We start from the raw sequence: 19,084 nt of genomic DNA, 5'->3' as shown, positions 1-19,084 counted from the left end.
ATGACAACTTCCTCTGAAACTATTGCCATTCTGGGTGGCGGTAATATGGGTCTGGCCCTAGCCAAAGGCTTGGTAAAATCTGGTAAATATGCGCCTAATCAAATAATTATTACCCGTCGTACCCTAACGGCCCTCTCCTCTTTTGCTCAGGAAGGTTACCAGATTACTTCGGATAATGCGCAGGCAGTAGCGCAAGCCAACATTGTGGTTATTGCTGTTTTGCCGCAACAACTAAATATTTTATTAGATGCCATCAAGGAAGAAGTAAATCCGGAGAAGCATCTATTAATTTCCATTGCATCCGGCGTAACCGTTAAAGATGTTACCGACCGGGTTGCCAAACCAGTTCAGGTAGTGCGGGCCATGCCCAATACGGCTATCGCTATCCAGGAATCCATGACCTGTTTAGCTACCAGCAATGCCTCCTTGGACAACATGGAGAAAGTAAAAGATATTTTTGATACGGTTGGCGACACGGTAGAAATTCATGAAGAATTAATGACTTCGGCTACCGCCTTATGTGCTTGTGGTATTGCTTTCTTTTTGCGGGCCATTCGGGCGGCTTCTCAGGGGGGCGTTGAAATCGGGTTCCATGCGGCCGAAGCCTTACACATGGCGGCGCAAACCGCTAAAGGTGCCGCTTCGCTTTTATTAACTAACGGTAGTCACCCGGAAAACGAGATTGATAAAGTGACCTCTCCTAGAGGTTGCACTATTGCTGGCCTCAACGAAATGGAACACGAGGGCTTTAGCTCAGCATTAATAAAAGGTATTCGCTTATCTTCGGTAAAAGCAGGTAATTTATATACCAAAGAATAACAATTCAAGAGAATTCAATATGGTTAATCCCTTCAATTCTAATAATAATGTTGTAAGTGCAGAGCAACTCGACACACTTTATAACGAAGCCTTAGATTTATTGAAGGGATTAATTTCCATACAATCGTTCAGCCGGGAAGAAGATCAGACTGCCGAAAACATTAATGCCTTTTTTATGCGGCATGGCATTTCGACTTACCGGGAGAAAAATAATGTTTGGGCTTTTAACCAACATTTTAATTCCGAACTACCCACTATTTTACTTAATTCGCACCACGATACCGTAAAACCCAACAAAGGCTGGACAAAAGATCCTTTTCTGCCCCAGGTAGAAGATGGAAAACTATTTGGGTTGGGCAGCAATGATGCCGGCGGGTGTTTGGTTTCTTTAATCGCCACTTTCCTTTACTTTTTTCCGCAGGAAGATTTGGCTTACAACCTGGTTCTGGCAGCTACCGCCGAAGAAGAGGTATCTGGTTTAAATGGCCTGGAATTAGTATTTCCGAAACTAGGCAATATTGAATTTGCCATTGTAGGTGAACCTACCGAAATGCATTTGGCTGTAGCCGAAAAAGGATTAATGGTTCTGGATTGTACGGCCTACGGGAAGTCCGGGCATGCGGCCCGGGAAGAAGGTGAGAATGCTATTTATAAAGCCATTCAGGATATTAGCTGGTTTCAAACTTACCAGTTCCCGAAAGTATCCGAATACTTAGGTCCGGTTAAAATGAGTGTGACCATTATTCATGCCGGTTCCCAACACAACGTAGTGCCAGACCGCTGCGAATTTACCGTTGATGTTCGGGTAACCGATAGCTATACAAACGAAGAAGTATTGGGAATTATTCAGGAACACGTTGCTTCAGAAGTTAAGCCACGATCCGTAAGGTTAAAATCTTCCCGCATTGATAAAGACAGCCCAATCGTCCAAGCTGGATTAGCTCTAGGTCGGACTACCTACGGCTCTCCTACTACTTCGGACCAAGCTTTGATTTCTGTACCATCGTTAAAAATGGGCCCGGGCCAATCCGGTCGCTCCCACACCGCTGATGAATTTATTTACCTCCACGAAATCAAAGAAGGTATAGATATTTACATCAAGCTGTTGAGTCAAGTTGTTTATGGAAGTGTTTATTTATAAGTGGTAAGTTTTAAGTCTTGAGTTTTTAAAACTTTTACCTTGATATAAATTTTATAAAAATTTTAGCTTGCCTGTTGATTAACCTTGTTGTAAAACTTAACCTGACTAACTTTACCACGCGATTTAATTAAATACCAATATAGGGTTAAGTAATAAAAATAACCTATTACTTACCAATTAAAACTTATTACTTATAAGGCATGAAACTTTGGCAAAAAGATACTCAAGTGAAACAAGAAGTAGAGCAATTTACGGTTGGCAAAGACCGGGAATTGGATTTAATGCTTGCTCCTTTTGATGTATTGGGTTCTTTGGCGCATACGCGCATGTTAAATTCCATAAACCTGTTACCGGACGAAGACTTGGCTCTGGTACAGAAAGAGCTAAAGCAAATTTACCGGGAAATAGAAAACGGAAATTTTACGATAGAAGAAGGTGTTGAAGACGTTCATTCTCAGGTAGAAATGCTTTTAACCCGCCGGGTGGGTGAAGCAGGTAAAAAAATCCACAGTGGCCGCTCCCGTAACGACCAGGTTTTGCTGGACCTAAAATTATTTGTCCGGCACCAGATACAGGTAACCGTTTCAGGAGTACAAGAGCTGTTTAACCAATTAATATCTTTAAGCGAGCAGCACAAAGAAAAATTACTACCAGGTTACACGCACCTGCAAATTGCTATGCCTTCTTCTTTCGGGCTTTGGTTTGGCGCCTATGCCGAAAGCTTAGTAGATGATTTAATTCTTTTACAAGCGGCTTATAAAATCAGTAATAAAAACCCATTGGGATCAGCCGCTGGTTATGGCTCCTCATTCCCACTTAACCGGCAGTTGACTACTGATTTATTGGGGTTTGATTCTTTAAATTATAATGTAGTATATGCTCAAATGGGCCGGGGCAAAACCGAACGGAATGTGAGCAGTGCGCTGGCTTCTGTAGCTGCTACGGTTGGTCGTTTAGCAATGGATGCCTGTTTGTACATGAACCAGAACTTTGGTTTTATTTCGTTGCCTGATGACTTAACCACCGGTTCCAGCATCATGCCACATAAGAAAAATCCAGACGTATTTGAAATAATTCGGGGAAAGTGTAATAAACTACAAGGTTTACCAAATGAAATTGCTTTAATTATTGGTAATCTTCCTTCTGGTTACCACCGCGATCTACAGTTAGTAAAAGAGAGCTTCTTGCCAGCTTTCCAGGAATTAAATAGCTGCCTCGAAATGATGACCTTTATGCTGAAGAATATTATTGTAAAGGAAAATATTCTGCAGGATGAAAAGTATAAATATTTATTCAGCGTAGAAGTGGTAAATAACCAAGTACTTCAAGGGATTCCTTTCCGTGAAGCCTATAAAAACATTGGAGCTGATATTGCCAATAATACTTTTAACCCGCCCACCGAAGTAAATCATACCCACGAAGGCAGCATTGGTAATCTGATGAACGAACAGGTGTCAGCTATGATGGATAAGGTACTTGCCAGTTTTAATTTTGATATAGTAGAAAAAGCTGTAAAAGAGCTTGTTGCTGATTAAAAAATTTAAGTATTAAATTTTAAATAAAGAAAGGGGATTTGTTCCCCCTTCTTTATTTAATAAACCTGATAAGGTAAACATCCTTGTTTGATTATTTTTATTCCTTTTAAAAAGTGATTTAAACTCTTAAGCGTTAAAATCACTTTTTAAAAGGGTGTGCCAACTCCGCATACTTTAGAAGTTGTAAATAATATTTAATAATTATTTCTAATTAAATTTTTTAATTCTTAACCAGAAATATGCCACTCGCGGTAAAACTGATCTAGAAAGTTAACCATGTATTCGTGGCGCTCTTTTGCTAAGGTTTTTCCGGTTATGGTATTCATCCGATCTTTCAACAGCAATAACTTCTCGTAAAAATGATTGGTGGTTGGTCCAGCATTCTTCTTGTACTCTTCGAAACTGGCGTGTAGTTCAGGTTGAGCTTCTGGGTTATGAATTTCACGGCCTTTGTAACCGCCATAGGCAAAGGCCCGGGCTATACCTATTGCGCCAATTGCTTCTAACCGATCTGCATCCTGCACAATTTCTCCTTCCAGGGAACTCATAGGGGTATTTACCCCAGCTCCTTTATAAGATATTTCCTGAATTACCTGGCAAATATTACTTATGGTAATTTCTGGTACCTGTAGCGCTTCCAGATAATGGCGGGCAGCTTTTTCTCCGGCGTATTCATCTCCGTCATGGAATTTCCAATCAGCTACATCGTGGAGCAAGGCTGCTAATTGAACTACAAATAAGTCAGCCTTTTCAGTTCGGGCAATGTACAAAGCATTTTGCCACACCCGGTATACATGCCACCAATCATGACCCGAACTTTCGCCGGAAAATTTACTTTTTATAAATTCTGCAGTTTGAGAAATGATTTCTTCCTGGTTCATACTAAATAATCGGTAACCGCTTAAATTCCTTTGTTTCGTCGAACAGTTTACGATAAGTATGGTGCGTTTTATAAACCCGGGAACCTATTTGCTCGCAAACCCGCAGCATTTTTGGATTAAAATCACCAATCCAGTTCATGATAATTTCATCGTAAGGAACTTTGCCATTAAAATAAACAGCTTCCCCGGAAGCTACAATCATGGCAGCCTCTACTCCTTTCCGCTGGTGTTCCGGCGTAATGCCAAAGACAATACCAGTGGCCCGGGTACAAGCACCCCGCCACTTATGAAACACAAATTTAAGTTTACCTATCCAATCCAACTTACCATTAACATAACGGAACAGCTGGTTTAACTCGGGAATAGCAATGAAAAAACCCACTGGTTCACCTTTATAATAAGTGTACCAAACAATTCTTTCGTCAAGTACAGGCTTCATGCTTTTAAACAGCATTTTAGCCTGAGCGGCCGGCATCTCCTTTACCCCCTGGTGCTTTACCCAGGCTTTGTTATAAACAGTCCTAAAATCTTCCGCATACTTCTCCAGATCTTTCATATCTACATGGCGAAAAGTATAATCCGGGTTACTTAAAATTTGACGCGCTTTTACGGCGTACCGTTCCTCTAAAGGTTGGCGGGTATCCCGGATGTAGGTAAGTTGTTTAAAAAAAACCTGAAACCCGTAAGCTTCGAAGAGCTTCTGGTAATAAGGAAAATTATAATTGGTGGTATAAGGTGCCGGCGAAAATTCTTCTACTAATAATCCCCACCACTTATCCCGGTCACCAAAGTTAATGGGGCCGTCCATGGCCTCCATTCCATTATCCTGCAGCCACTTTTTACAGGCATCGAATAAGGTAAAAGCAGCTCTATGGTCGTTGATGCATTCAAAGAAGCCCATGCCTCCAGTAGGTTGTTCAAAGCTTTTAGCGGTTTGGGCATTAATAAATGCCGCCACCCGGCCAATACTTTCTCCCGTTTCGCTCTTTAAAACCCACCTGATAACCTTACCAGCACGTAGTAATTTATTTTTTTTCGGATCAAATACCTCTTCAATGTCCTTATCTAAAGGTCGGATAAAATTAGGATCATTTTTATAAAGCTTTACCGGAACCAAAATAAATTCCTTAGCTAACTGGGGAGTTGTTACTTCTATTAATTGCATAGTATGGGAAGTAAGCCTAATCACTCTTCTTACTTTTCTATTTCGTCTAAAAGGAAGAAAATTAATTTAAGCCTAGCCTTTGAATAAAAGAATTACCGAACCTTTACTTTTTGAGTAAATTTTTCGCGTTGTGCTAAATATAAACCGCCAATAACCAAGCCGGTTCCAGCAAAAGTATAGAAAGTTATGGGTTCGCCCAATAAAAACCAGGAATAAATAAACCCGAATATAGGGCAAAGAAATAGCCAAAGAGATGCTTTTACAGCATCTTGTTTTACCAGGAAAAACCATAACTGCAGGGCTACCACCGATACTGGAATTATTAACCAGAATACAGCTCCCCAAAATCCTAAAGACCAGTTAGTATCTTTTATTTCGGAGGCATATAATGTAAATGGAAATAAAAAAAGGCCACCTAACATTACCTGCCAGGCATTTACCGAAATACTGGGTAAATGCCAGGTAATACGGGCATAATAAACCGTAGCCGCTGATACTGATAGCATTCCAATCAACAGAATAATAAGGCCACTAATTGTTGCATAACTGTTGCCCAATAACGGGTAAGTAGCTAAACAAACTCCTGTTAAACCTAAAATGATACCGGCTATTTCGTACCAGCGCATTTTCCGGCGTAACCACACAGCAGAAAGTACCATGATAAATAAAGGATTGGTGGCCGTAGATAAACTGCCAATTCCGGCAGAAACTTCTTTTAGGGCTAACACAAAAGCCCCTAAATAAATTGTAGTATTCAGGAGTGAGAAAATTATAAGCTGTAGCCATTCTTTGCCTTTGGGTAAGCGGTGGTTGGTAGGTTTCAGAACATAAACATACAACAACATTAAACCTCCGGCAATAAAAAAACGGGTGTTAGCTAATATAAGCGGATGAGTAAATTGAACACCAATTTTGGTGGCTACTGAAGCAGAAGCCCATAACATAGCATAAAGCAACCCCGGAAGTACCTGGCGCATGATCTTAAGCAAAATTTAAAAAGAAAAAGCTCTGATCAGGAATTATGACCAGAGCTTTGTTCTGTTAAAGACAGTTTTTAAGCAGAGTTTCGCTCGGCATTTATAATTCCAAAAGAGCAACGCATTACCAGTTTTTCGTAGATTTTCTTGTCTTGTCCGTCTACGCCGCTTTCCTCCATTTCCCGGATTTTAGTTAAGGCATATTGCTGAATCACCACTAAAGGTAAAACAATTCGTTGCCGTAACTGGATAGAAAGCTGATCAATTGGCTTGTCGGCCATTAATTCAGAGGCTCCTGATAACTTCAGCACGTATTTTTTCGTCCGCTCGTATTCTTCCCGCATCAGGTTCCACAATTCCCCGTATTTCGGGTGATCAGCCAGATAAGCCGTAACCGGGAAGCAGCATTTATTCATGGCCATCTCACAGTTATCCAATAAAGTTTTAAAGAATAAGGATTCCTGATACATTTCTTTTACCTGGTCCCACTTACCGGCTGCATGCATTTTTTCCAAGGCCTGGCCAACGCCAAAGTAACCGGGTACATTTTGTTTTAACTGGCTCCAGGCTCCTACGTAAGGAACAGCCCGTAAATCATTCAGGTTTAAGGTTCCGCTCTTTCGTTTAGATGGGCGGCTACCAATATTAGCTTCGGCATAATACCGCAATGGGCTTACATAGTTTAAATACTCTAAAAACTCCGGGTGCTCTTTTAGGGTGCTGTAAGCTTCATAACTTTCTCTGGCCAACGTTACTAATAGGTCTTCTTCAGCGTCAGTTAAGGTTTTCTCTTTGGTAGAAAAAAGGGCGTTACTGATACCAGCATTAAGAAGTTGCTCTAAATTAAACCGGGCGGCATCTATGGTGCCAAAGTTAGAACTAATGGTTTGCCCCTGAATCGTTAATTGAATTTCTTTAGTAGAAATATCCCGCCCTCTGGAGGCATAAAACTGGTGCGTTTTACCACCACCTCTGGCTGGAGGCCCACCCCGGCCATCAAAAAAGACCACCTCTATGCCGTATTGTTGCGACAGGTAGCTTAAGGTTACCTTCGCTTTATAAATACTATAATTAGCCATTAAGTAACCACCATCCTTGGTACCATCTGAGAATCCCAGCATAATGGTTTGAATATTTTTACGGCGGTTCAGGTGTTCGCGGTAAACTTTATTTTCATAAAGCTTCTGCATAACATCAGCGGCATTTTTTAAATCTTCAATGGTTTCAAAAAGTGGAACAATATCTATGGAGATTTCTTCTTTTTGGTAACCACTTAACAAAAACAAGCTATAAACCTCCAGTACGTTTATAGCGCTGGTGCTGTGGCTAATGATGTAGCGGTGGCAACCCTCTTCGCCATTTGTTTTCTGGATGGTTTTTATTGCCGGAATGGTTTCTAAAATATCCCGGAATAGCTCATTTTCGAAAAAAGCAGGATCTAAGGTTTGGTTAACATTCAGAAGCAGTTCAATTTTTTCTTCCTCTGGTAGCTCTTTGTAATTATCAGGTAAAGCCGGGGTATATTCTGAAATAACTTCAATTAAATGGTTATGTACCGAGCTATCCTGGCGAATATCCAGAGAAGCAAAATAAAGACCGAACAGCTCTACTTTATTAATCAGGTTATCTACTTGGTTAATAAATAAACCATTATGCAAGCGAATAATAGTTTCCCGAATTTCTTGCAGGGTAGCTATAATTTCTTCTTTGGTTATATCAGTTTTGAAACCCGGAACAAAAATATTGTTGTACAGCTTTTGTTCTAATTCGGCTAATACCGGGGCTACCCGCTTAAATGTCAACCTTTTTTTCAGCTTGCGCACATCCATGTAATAGGATTTGATAATGCCGCCCCTTAATGCTTCAGCTACATTTAAAGTAATTTCTGCATTTACAAATGGATTACCATCGCGGTCGCCGCCTGGCCAAAAGCCCATTCTGATAATTGAATTCTTATCAATAGCGTTAGGGAATTGGTTTTTAAAGTATGATAGAATTTGGCCAGCAGCCGGATAAAACACATTTTCCAGGAACCAGATCAGGTTTACCGCTTCATCGTATGGGGTAGGTTTTTCTTGTTTAAAGAAAGGAGTCTTCCCCAATTGTTGTAGGTAAGAATTGGCCAAGGCCGTATTATCACTATCCAAAGCCTTAGATAAGTCATTAATAATGCCTAATACTTCGCTTGGGTAAAACTGAGTGGGATGAGCCGTTAAAACCAAACGAACGGCAAAATCTCTTAACTTGGCTGATAATAAACCTTGTGCCCGGTTCTGAATTACATTACCTTCCAAATGCTTAATTGTTCCGATACCTTGCATATCGTTTATCTGGTTGAAAGCAGCATCCTCCAGGGCATCAAACAATACCACCTGGCGTTCAGCAAACTGAACAAACCGGAAAAGTAAATCAATTTTTTCCTGATCGGTTTCGAAGCCGGTGTATTGCTGGAAAAACGAATCTATTATTTCATTGGGGCTGGAATGTTTGACTAAACCGTCTTCGCAATGAAGTAAAAATAAAGACAATAATACACCTGTTTTCTCTACCCGGTAAAAGGGAAGCGAAGAAAAGAGGCTGTTATACATTTCGTACTTAAACCCTACTAGCGTTTTAAATACTTGTAAGGGATTATTGGCGTAAGGATTCATTATTAACTTTGTTTTTCCTGAACAAAACTACCTCTTTCTTATAATTTTTGAAATAAAAAGAGACAATTTTTAAATTAAATTCAACTAGAACATTTGAAAATCTTTATAATTTAAATAAATTTTCTCCAATGTAGCTTATTCTCAGAATATTACCTTTAAAAAAGGTTTGTATTGATAATCAATAATGTACATTTTACAATATCCTTTCAACTCCTTTAAACCAGTTCTATTTAAATCATTTCCGGCGCTTTTTATACCAGTAGAAGTTGCTGTTTTATAGTTCTGTTCTTATTATTAACATCACTAAATCAAAAAGCCACTAATAAAAGTGGCTTTTTGATTTAGTGATGTTTTAGTTATATACAGCTATTAATTTGGATGCTTTTTTTATCAATACATCCTTAAGCTTAACTTATTTGAAATTTGGCCAGCGTAGCAAAACTTTCCTTATTAGTAATATCTGGATTGATTTGTAACTCTAAAGCTTTCAAGTTTTGTAAACCAACAGAATAATCTTCTGATTCTGTTATAGAATCAGGTTGATTGAAATTGAATTGTTGTCTTACGATTTCTCTGTAAGCCTGGTTATTTGCCGGTAACCAACGCAACTGAAATTCTTGGGTACGGGTTTGGTCCTTTTCACAAAATTTAAGTCTAATCAACTTAATGTCCTGTGGTTCATCAAAAATAATTCTTATCGTTTGCTTTCCTGATTTACCAGCCTTCCAGCCTGCTCCTTCGGTATCAGAAAAAGAATTTTCAATGGGAAAGGCTTCATCTTCTGATGTTATTTCAACCAATGCCTTTTGCTCCAGGTTGAGCCAACTCAGCTGGACTTGGTCTTTATTAGAGACAACCTGATCTATTATTCGTTTTTGCATAATCTTGAATTAAAAAATTTAAAGTTTAGCTTCTATATATTGACTAATAGGTTGAGCAGGGTAAATTCGGGAGGATTTCAATAGGTTTTATATGATGTACTCTAAACCAGGAATTTAGTTCTGACTAACTATAACACCTATTCAGGAAAAAATAGAATAGGTGTTATAGGTGATCAAAAAATACTATAATAAAATAGGGTTAAATAAAATTTAATTTAGAAAATAATTGTGTGTATTTTTGACAGACTTAGTTGAAGAGGTGCTTTTTTAGAAATTTGCATAATAAAAGATAAAAATTCTTAGAAAATATCTAAGTGTTTTTACAAGTACCACGTATAACTACGGGAATGTAAGTCATGATTTAAGTATTAATTTAATACTAACCCCTTATGGAGCCATTAATATTTTCGGTTAACTATTTTGATGGCCATTTAAACAAGGTTTGGCGGTTTACTCATAATGCAACCTGTGCTTATAATAAATCAAATAAGTTTAAGGTAGTAGTAGCTAATACGCTCTGGGTTAAGAAAGGGAAATTTGGGTTTTAAGCTATTGCAACTTTAGTGATTTTATTTATTAAATAAGCTTTAACTGTACCTTAAAAAATTATCTGGTTTATTTACATAAACATGCAGATAATTAGTTTATAATAAGTAATTTAAGTAGGTTTTTCTGAAATGAGATAATTGCCGGATTCCAGACTACATAGTATCAATTACTTTTAAAATACTCTTTGTTGATGGGCACGTAAAATTAAAACAACTAATAATAATTAACCTATAATTCCATGTGGTGAATAAGATAAATTAACTAAATGAATTCACTTACATGAGTTATACTATTATAATTTCTCCATTCCTAATTAAAACAGATTTGAATAAACGAAAGGAAGTCAATGTTTGGAGAAAATACCCGAAGCTTCTATTAGAAATAGGTTTATAATTTAGACCTCTCTATTTGAACCAATGAGAACAGATTAAAGAAAGTGCTTTACTCAATTTATCGAGATTTAAACTTTCCTGCTTATAAAAACGCCTATAACTTAAATTTAACTTATAAACTCAAGATGGAATCTTTACAATTATTAAACTTTATTACCCTGTTTCTTTTTATAGGAGCTGTTATTATTTTTATAAACGGGCAGGTAAAAGCCTCTAAAGAAAGAAACTTTGTGCGGGAAGAAGCACGGAAGCTAAAAGCCAGAATAAATAATTGTTAATATTATTTATTCTGGCTTTTAAAATAACCGTAACCTTTTTACCAAACCAAATTTAAGGTTCTTGAATATACTTATTATACAAATTTTATTTTATTTATTATGTTAAATTATGTAGCTCTGAATCTTCAGGTATTTTAATTAAACTGCGGAAGTTTTTCTTCTACATAAATTTCCGCTTGCCTGGTTAACCGCCAGCCACTCTTGCCTCCTTCTGTTACTCGCTGAAACCAAACGCGGTCATTCTTTAGGTTTATAATAACCTGTTTCAAATGCACTGGTTTTCCTCCCAGGTTCAGGATGCGGTAAGCAAAATCAATGTTACCTTCGGTAAAATAAGGTTGCTGATTAATTTTAGTTATATAATAGGCAATTGTAATGATTCGGTTAGGGTTGCCACTTCCAGGTCTTTTCCGGGTAAAGAAACTTTCCAAAGATTCCTTATTATTTGCCTGATAAATATCAAATGGTTCCTGATGAATGGTGTTGGCTACAATTTTCCGGGACACCGGGGAATTTCTGGGGCCAGTTCCTTTTTCCCAGTTTATACTTCCATACTTTTTGTCAGAAGTTCCGCTTCTGTCATCATTACTAGGATTAAGTAAGTTTTTAACTTTATCCAGTCCCTGTGGGGTAATTCGAAACTCATTCTCTTTTACTGTAGAAATATATTTTTTAAATAAACTTTTCCAGTTAGTACCTAAATTTTTAAACCTCGTCTCGGTTTTCCGTTTATCTTTATAAAGGGTCCAGACTTTATCTTTCGAAAATGTGGTGGTACCAAAATCCGAAAGGTAAAAAGCAAAGAGTAATATCCATTCATTTTCCCGGCACTCCAGATTTAATTCCAAATCATTCAAATGCGGATAGGGATTACTTTCTTCCTTTGCAGTATATGCTGTCAATTTTTCTTTTTCCGGTAAAGGATCATTTTCTACAACAGGTGATTTTAAAAGAGGGTTATTTCGGATCTCAACCGGCAAGGCTACTGGCTCCGCTGGTAAATATATTTTATTCTTTAGTATGTCGGCTAAAACATCTTTAATCTCTTTCCCGACATCATTAGTAAATTCTATTTCATACGAACGTCCTTCTTTATCTTCTTTAAACTTTATTGTATTAAAAGAGCGGGTAACTTCTGAATCGTAAGTTTTTCCTACCGCAACGCCACAACCAATACAATGCTTCGCTCCCGGAACAATTAACTCCTGGCATGCTTTACACCTTACTTGATGCCCACAGTTTTGACAAAACACTGCCCCGGTAACCAAGCCTTCCTGGCAATTTATACAATTAGCTTCTACCATACTATACCTTAATAAATGGGATAAATTAACACTGTAAATATAAGACAGTAAATACTAAATATAAGAATTGTGAATAAGAATTTTATTTTATGGATAACTATAGGTTTTCCACATGGTGGAAAACTTGCCTTTATCTACATCAAAAAATACTTAATATTTATCTTTAAAGAAATCTTATATTTATCTTATTTATCAAGTCATGAAATTTAAGAGCGGTTTAATATATGGGTATTTATAAGATATGGTTCTTTTGTTTGATCTAAAGATGTTTTCCTCTATAGTCCTTATTTGACTGTGTTTGATATTAAAATATCTATTAAAATAAGACTGTCTTGTAGTGTAATTTAGTGATGTTTTTATAATGATGTTGCTTTGTTAATTGCTGTAATGTATTAGTGTATTTTACTGCGGATAAGGAGGGATATTTAACTTACTTTATATAAGAGACAAAATTTGATTTGATATCAATCTATTAAAGGTTATGATTTTTTGTAATTATTAGTTGGTGTTACCCTCCCCCCCTACCCTACTTGCGAAACAGAATAATATATATTGAAATTATTTTTCCCAGCAGTAAAAGGATTAAAAACAAAAAAGCCTGAATCGAATTTGATCCAGGCTTTTTATTTTTTAATTAGTGCTTACTTAGGTTAGTAACAACTCCTGTTTATTTACAAGGCTTTCGTAGCCATATTCACTTTCATCTGTCCGGGCCCGGTCTACTAATGTACTAGCAATGGCTAGAGCAATGGCTAATATAAGTGCAGGCCAAAACCCATCCACTTTAAAGTTCCGAACTAGTTTATCTACTATTTTAATAATAACAGCCGTTACTATTAACCGGACTACAAACTGTAATAAGAATAATGTAACCAGGTTAAGTGGCAACCGAAGCAAAAAGCCAATAGTAGCATTAAAAATACCAATGAGCAATGCTACCCAAAGTGCCGTGGCAAAGCTTTTTACATGAATTTGCGGCATGGCATACGATAGTAATAAAAGGACACCAGCGCTTACAAGCAGGTTGATAATAAAATCCATAGTTTTAAAGGTTTAGTTCATAATTAAAAAACTTATTACGGTGATTAGGAATTTTGGATGAGCGCCTTTTGTGAGTATAAAGTTAAGAATCAAACTTTCTAAATTTATTCTTGCTCAACTCATAGCTTATGATGGCAGGAATATAAAAGGTAATATCAGCTATAAACTTAGCCAGAAGTACCCCCCAGGTTAAATTTTCAAAATATATAGGTAAAAAAAACATTAAAAAAGGCCGGATAAAAAAGCTATCGGCTACTTCAGCCAAACCAAATTCTAGTACTAAAGCTCTGAGGTTTTTTAATAAGGTTTTAGTGCTGTACAACCGTCCTTGCTCATACAACATTCTTTTTGTTGCCAAAACATCTGCAACTAAAATATATCCAAAATAACCCAGGTTGCCACCCCAGGTGCCCGCCAAAGCGGTAGTTAAACCGTTTTGGGTAATGTGATGAGCTAGCCAGGCCGCTGTCAAGGTTGAAATAATGGATAATAACTCTGCGGGCAAATAACGCTTAAGCCACTCTTTTACCTTCGCCTGCATGTTTGCTTATTGCGGTAGGCTTTTTCTTGCCATGGATTGGGCCATCGCACTCGCATAAATTAATTGCAACGCGTGGTAAAGCATTAAGGGCAACAATATAATACCAACCACACTGGTATCCGGAAATAATACTTTAGACATAACCGTACCGTGTACCATAGATTTTTTGGAGCCACAAAACATAGCCGTAATCTGATCGGGTTGGGAAAGGCCTAAAAACTTACCAATGAGCTGCACCAAACCCAGCACTAAGAAAAACAAGGCTGACATTGCCAAAGCCAGTAAAATTATATCTAAGGTGCTATAACCGGCAAATAGATTTCGAGCAAATGAATCGCAAAAAGCGGTGTAAACAATTAATAAAATAATACTTTGGTCAAACAGCTTAAGTCGGCTTTTATGGCGTTCGGCAAAACCACCTAATCGGGAATGCATTAAAATACCTACTATTACGGGCGCCACTACTTGTATCATTAATTTGCCTATAACAGAGGCAAAATCAAATTCAGTTGAATTACTTTCTAATAAAAAGCTCATCCAGAATGGGGTCAGAAATACCCCCAGTAAGCTGGAAATACTAGCATTGAAGATAGCAGCAGGCAAATTGCCTCCCGCAATAGAAACCATTACCACGGAAGATGAAACAGTGGAGGGTAAAGCGCCCACGTAACATATTCCTAGCCATAACAGCTCCTCTTCTTGATTGGCAAATAAAGACCTTGCTCCTAAAAGTAACAAGGGAAATAACAGGAAGGTGGTGCATTGTACCAGCAAATGCAGCCGCCAGTTGGTTAAACCACTTTTTAGCTTTTCCGGACTTAGCCTTAAACCATAAAAAAAGAAGATTACAGATACACCAACAGTTCCAATTTGGGCTAATGGTAAAGCACTTTCTTCTGCTCCTAACTGGGGCCAGGCATAAGCGAGTATAATAATACAAAGCAGGGCCAGTAAAAAACCATCAAATCCGGCTCTGGCAGCTATGGTTTTTGTTTTTACCCAAAAAGAAGCATTTCTGTTTATTAAAACAGCTTTTTGTGGAGTATTTGGAGTGTTTTTTGAATTAGGTTGCACCAATTGTAGTCTTAATTTATTTAAATGTAAGCTAAAATATATAATATAAATTCAGCAGTTTTTTAGAAGTCGATTTTTGTTCAGGAAGTAGATTTATGATTTTGGTATTTAGCTAAGGAAAACACCTCTCCTTTTTCCAGGCAGTCTGCCAGGTGGCCATACAGGTTTTTTATTGCCTCCGGCGAAATATCGGAAAGTAAAGCAGCTGTAATGCGTTTAGATAAGTTGCCTTCAGTTAACATAATATGCGCAACAGAGGCCACTGGGTCTGAAAGTAGATTATTTTTTAGTAGTTGATCTACCAGGTGCTTCCATAAATCTCCGGCCTTACATTCCAATCCTTTCTTTATGCCAAAACAACTAATATAAGACCAGTTATGAATAATGGCATCCTGTCCTTTTTCTATTACTTCCAATAATATTTCGGATAATTCTTCCTGATGCCAGCTTTGCTGTTCTTTCAGGCTTACCCATTTTTCCTGCACCAAAAGTTTAATAACGCAGGTTATAATTTCAAGGATTGCCAAATCTGCTACCGGACTTTCCTGAATATCTAGTAGGCGAATTTCAATTGCGTTCCGGCTAAACCGGGCAATAGCTCCCCGGGAGTTTAAGAATTCATCCTGCAGCATCCCCTCTGGATCATGAGGAGCAATATCTTTGTATATTTTTTTTAAAATGGTGTCTTCGTAAGCTTGCCGGGTAAATACCGCCTCCGGAATTATACTGCCTGCAATAGACGGAATTTTTTGTTGATTGGATCGGTAAACGTCCAGCCTGGTATCGGCTATTCCTGTTACCTGTTCTTCTTTTATAGGAGTAGATGCACTTAAAGCCGGGATAATTGGTAATACTAAACGGATGGCCGCATGTAATCGTCCAAATTCTTCCTCATTAGCGAAAGGTAAGTTCAGGTGGGTACTTTGTAAATTTGCCCAACCATGCCCCTTACAATCAAATATTTTATTGTAAGCTTCATAAACGGCATTGTAGTCGTGAGGCCATATTTTAGTTTCGGTATGAGGATCCATAAAAGGATGCATACCGGTAGGTAATAATTTAGCTTCGAATTTTTCTAAAATTTGATTTATTTTCCGGACATGCTCCTGAAATAAAGCGGCTAAAGAAGTTAAATCTTTGGCTGGGCCATTGGTTTTAAGTTCCAGCACATGTAACACCAATTCATTAGACCAGGCAATTGATCCAAATTCAACATCTGATAAATAGGCTCCTACTTCTGAATAAATTACCTGGTCTGCAATAGGTTTTACCTGGAGCGAATGAGCATCCACAATCATGTATTCTAATTCTACCCCAAAGGCTTCAAACAGATGCAGGCTGTTCTTGGTGCTCATCTTTACTTACTTTTTTACGGTCCAATCGTTTTTTTATGGATTTCATAATGGTGAGGTATAAATCCTTTTTCAGGATCTGGTCTTCCCACCCGTAATCTATACTGGGATTATCATTTACTTCAATAACATAAGCCTTGTCGCCAATTACTTTCAAATCAACTCCGTATAAGCCGTCTCCAATTAAATTGGCTGCTTTTAAAGCAGTATGCATCACAAAGAAAGGCACGCTTTCCATGGGTAGGGTTTCTACGTTGCCTACAGTATCATTTTTTTTGCCTTCCCAGTTGTATATCTGCCAATGATCTTTAGCCATGTAATACTTACAGGCATAAAGTGGCTGCTTATCCAGTATGCCTATTCGCCAATCATAATCAGTTGGCATAAACTCTTGCCCGATTATCAGCTCCGATGTCAAAAGCATTTTTTCCAATTCCCGATCCAGATCTGCTTCAGTTTTTACTTTTACCACCCCCTGTGAAAAAGAACTATCGGGTTTTTTAAGTACACAGGGCAAGCCCAGTTCTGCAACTACCTGTTCCCGGTTATCCTTATGGATGATCATGGTTTTGGGAATAGGTACTTTGGCTTTGGTTAATAATTCGGCCAGGTATACTTTATTTGTGCATCGTAAAATACTGGCGGCATCATCGATAGAAACCAGTCCATCAGCCTCTGCCCTACGGGCAAAACGGTAAGTATGATGATTTACTGAGGTAGTTTCCCGGATAAATAAAGCATCAAATTCAGATAAGCGCCGGTAATCGTCTTTGGTTATAAGTTCGGTATAAAATCCCACCGATTCGGCAGCACTAATAAATAACTCCATAGCCTTTTTATTTGAAGGCGGAGCCGTTTCCGAAGGATTAACTAAAATTGCTAAATCATAAACGGTCTTATTGGTTCGAACCGTAGAAAATCTGTTTTTGGCAAAATAAGCTTTCGCAAACTTCACTACATACCGTTTGTGCTCTTCCGGAACTTCGTTCAGGGGTATTGGCTGGATGCTTTGCAATATCCATTCTTTATTATAAATAAAATGCGCTCTTAATAAAGGTGCCTGAAATAAGGTGTGCAGTTGCTTACTAAGTTTTTCATATTGCTTGGCTACATTCTGCCCAAAGTAAATACTCAAAACAAAATTCTTGGATTTTAAGCGAGATAAGCTTTTTTGGATTAAATCATTCAGCTCTTCGGTAATGGCTCTTACAATGGTCTGGGACTTTAAATCTTGGATGGTGGTAACACTGGGAATGGCTTTGTGCCCCCGGGCCTCCGCCAAAAGAGATACATAATACCCGGTGCTTTGGTATTTATATGACCGACAAAGATTAAATACCCGGGCATTGCGAATTTCCATAATAGCTAAATCCGTAAGATAGGTTTTGGCAGAAACTACCTCTACGTCGTCCATATTACTAAACCCCCAATCTTCCTGGGTATTCACTACAACTATTTTGCGCATTTTAGTTTTTCGGATCTACTTTAAGCGGGTTCTATTACCAATAAATTAGCGTCATAAGTTACTATGCCTAACATAATGGCATTTATAAGCCGGGTTATTTGTACTTCATAATAATTATTCTGATAAAAAGGATTTTCCTGGTAGGGATCGGCCACAATTATATGTTTCCGATCAGCACTTAAACCAGACAAAACCACAAAATGGCCTAACGGATAACCTCTGATGTCGTCGTATACACTTTCATTGTTACTGTTTACTCGCTCCCGGGCACAATTGTACAAGTAGGTAGCGCTTAACCCTGTAAGTACAGGTATTCCTTTTTTAAAGTACTTCTTCAAAAGAGAAATTGTTAGATCATCACATTTTAATTCTCCGCCCAATTGTAGAAACTCAATATAAGCTTGGGATGCTTTCCGGAATTTTGGTTCGTCCTTGTACAGCAGTTGCTCCTGCAAGTTCATAATAATCTTCGCATTGTCTTCCCGAAACCAGGTCGGATCAAACATATGAAGATTGTATGTGTAAATTTTGGCACGATACCCTCTTTTTAAGGCATGACATCCCAAAAAAACAGCCAATGTTCCTCCTTCTTCTAAGAAATGTACCTCAGAAATTACCTGCTCTAAAGGAATATCATCATCAAAATATTGATAAACCGCATGCAAACTGGTAGGGCCGCAGGTGGAGTCATCTGGTTGGGTTAAAATTTTAAGTTTATTCAGGAGCTTAACCGGAAGCACTTTTTTGCTTTTTATGTTATCTAAAAGATTTTTAATATATACGTATGGTTAAACTTTAGTTATAGGGGGTATGCAACTGTAAATTGTTGACGAAACAAAATCTGCTATGGCCTAAAAATAGAACTGCATGTAAAAAGCTCCCTTTGTAATTAAGGTTCTGTCAAGTGTTCCCCGGACCATGCTGTAATTCCATTTATTCTATATAGTCTAAAATCTAATAATGTAGCTCCATTTTTTAACCTTGATTATTAAAAAATAAATAAAATATTTATAAATGGGTATAAAATTTAATATCATA

At 37.8% G+C, this 19,084-nt stretch carries 17 protein-coding genes; 5 read left to right on the top strand and 12 right to left on the bottom strand.

What is annotated here, in order from left to right; genetic code table 11:
• From proC to argH, 3 genes are all read left to right on the top strand, one after another.
• Entirely contained in the window at positions 1-819 is an 819-nt protein-coding gene (gene proC, locus ADHAQ_RS0120530) for a pyrroline-5-carboxylate reductase (protein WP_026464529.1), read from the top strand.
• Between the two features lie 19 nt (positions 820-838).
• Positions 839-1,960 (top strand): M20 family metallo-hydrolase, encoded by a 1,122-nt coding sequence (locus ADHAQ_RS26525; RefSeq protein WP_034256965.1) that lies wholly within the window; start codon positions 839-841, stop codon positions 1,958-1,960.
• A gap of 200 nt (positions 1,961-2,160) precedes the next feature.
• Positions 2,161-3,495, top strand: a complete 1,335-nt coding sequence (gene argH, locus ADHAQ_RS0120520; protein ID WP_026464528.1) for an argininosuccinate lyase — start codon at positions 2,161-2,163, stop codon at positions 3,493-3,495.
• A gap of 227 nt (positions 3,496-3,722) precedes the next feature.
• Here argH and ADHAQ_RS0120515 read toward each other — a convergent pair whose 3' ends face one another.
• The 5 genes from ADHAQ_RS0120515 to ADHAQ_RS0120495 form a co-directional block, all read right to left on the bottom strand.
• Positions 3,723-4,376, bottom strand: coding sequence for an HD domain-containing protein (locus tag ADHAQ_RS0120515; RefSeq protein WP_026464527.1), 654 nt, complete (start codon positions 4,374-4,376; stop codon positions 3,723-3,725).
• Position 4,377: 1 nt separating this feature from the next.
• The gene (locus ADHAQ_RS0120510) at positions 4,378-5,541 is read right to left on the bottom strand and encodes a hypothetical protein (protein ID WP_026464526.1); all 1,164 of its coding nucleotides are present in this window, start codon (positions 5,539-5,541) and stop codon (positions 4,378-4,380) included.
• Positions 5,542-5,633: 92 nt separating this feature from the next.
• Complete coding sequence (locus ADHAQ_RS0120505; RefSeq protein ID WP_026464525.1) at positions 5,634-6,518, bottom strand: DMT family transporter; 885 nt, start codon at positions 6,516-6,518, stop codon at positions 5,634-5,636.
• A gap of 77 nt (positions 6,519-6,595) precedes the next feature.
• The gene (locus ADHAQ_RS0120500; RefSeq protein ID WP_026464524.1) at positions 6,596-9,169 is read right to left on the bottom strand and encodes a phosphoenolpyruvate carboxylase; all 2,574 of its coding nucleotides are present in this window, start codon (positions 9,167-9,169) and stop codon (positions 6,596-6,598) included.
• Between the two features lie 407 nt (positions 9,170-9,576).
• Positions 9,577-10,050: a hypothetical protein gene (locus ADHAQ_RS0120495; protein ID WP_026464523.1), complete on the bottom strand. Its 474-nt coding sequence runs from the start codon at positions 10,048-10,050 to the stop codon at positions 9,577-9,579.
• A 389-nt stretch (positions 10,051-10,439) separates the two neighbouring features.
• On the opposite strand from ADHAQ_RS0120495, the gene ADHAQ_RS28225 reads away from it, so the two are divergent.
• Both ADHAQ_RS28225 and ADHAQ_RS0120485 read left to right on the top strand, forming a co-directional pair.
• Positions 10,440-10,598, top strand: a complete 159-nt coding sequence (locus ADHAQ_RS28225; protein ID WP_157433475.1) for a hypothetical protein — start codon at positions 10,440-10,442, stop codon at positions 10,596-10,598.
• Between the two features lie 518 nt (positions 10,599-11,116).
• Complete coding sequence (locus ADHAQ_RS0120485) at positions 11,117-11,269, top strand: hypothetical protein (protein ID WP_157433474.1); 153 nt, start codon at positions 11,117-11,119, stop codon at positions 11,267-11,269.
• A 134-nt stretch (positions 11,270-11,403) separates the two neighbouring features.
• Here the strand turns inward: ADHAQ_RS0120485 and ADHAQ_RS0120480 are convergent, their stop codons facing one another.
• The 7 genes from ADHAQ_RS0120480 to ADHAQ_RS0120450 form a co-directional block, all read right to left on the bottom strand.
• On the bottom strand, positions 11,404-12,573 hold the full coding sequence (locus ADHAQ_RS0120480; protein ID WP_026464521.1) for a zinc ribbon domain-containing protein: 1,170 nt from the start codon (positions 12,571-12,573) through the stop codon (positions 11,404-11,406).
• 645 nt (positions 12,574-13,218) lie between these two features.
• On the bottom strand, positions 13,219-13,614 hold the full coding sequence (locus ADHAQ_RS0120475) for a phage holin family protein (RefSeq protein ID WP_026464520.1): 396 nt from the start codon (positions 13,612-13,614) through the stop codon (positions 13,219-13,221).
• 82 nt (positions 13,615-13,696) lie between these two features.
• On the bottom strand, positions 13,697-14,155 hold the full coding sequence (locus tag ADHAQ_RS27405) for a hypothetical protein (RefSeq protein WP_051360059.1): 459 nt from the start codon (positions 14,153-14,155) through the stop codon (positions 13,697-13,699).
• Between the two features lie 6 nt (positions 14,156-14,161).
• On the bottom strand, positions 14,162-15,229 hold the full coding sequence (locus ADHAQ_RS0120465) for a bile acid:sodium symporter family protein (RefSeq protein WP_425393689.1): 1,068 nt from the start codon (positions 15,227-15,229) through the stop codon (positions 14,162-14,164).
• A gap of 80 nt (positions 15,230-15,309) precedes the next feature.
• On the bottom strand, positions 15,310-16,584 hold the full coding sequence (locus tag ADHAQ_RS26515) for a carboxylate-amine ligase (protein ID WP_034256963.1): 1,275 nt from the start codon (positions 16,582-16,584) through the stop codon (positions 15,310-15,312).
• Positions 16,553-18,046, bottom strand: coding sequence for a RimK family protein (locus ADHAQ_RS0120455; RefSeq protein ID WP_026464518.1), 1,494 nt, complete (start codon positions 18,044-18,046; stop codon positions 16,553-16,555). The genes ADHAQ_RS26515 and ADHAQ_RS0120455 overlap by 32 nt, the downstream gene beginning before the upstream one ends.
• 20 nt (positions 18,047-18,066) lie before the next feature.
• Entirely contained in the window at positions 18,067-18,786 is a 720-nt protein-coding gene (locus tag ADHAQ_RS0120450) for a cysteine peptidase family C39 domain-containing protein (protein ID WP_034256962.1), read from the bottom strand.
• Positions 18,787-19,084 lie beyond the last annotated feature (298 nt).

This window comes from Adhaeribacter aquaticus DSM 16391 (assembly GCF_000473365.1).
In the GTDB taxonomy this organism is placed as follows: Bacteria; Bacteroidota; Bacteroidia; order Cytophagales; family Hymenobacteraceae; genus Adhaeribacter; species Adhaeribacter aquaticus.
The sequence above is the reverse complement of the archived record's forward strand: the minus strand, read 5'-3'. Positions and strand labels throughout refer to the sequence as shown.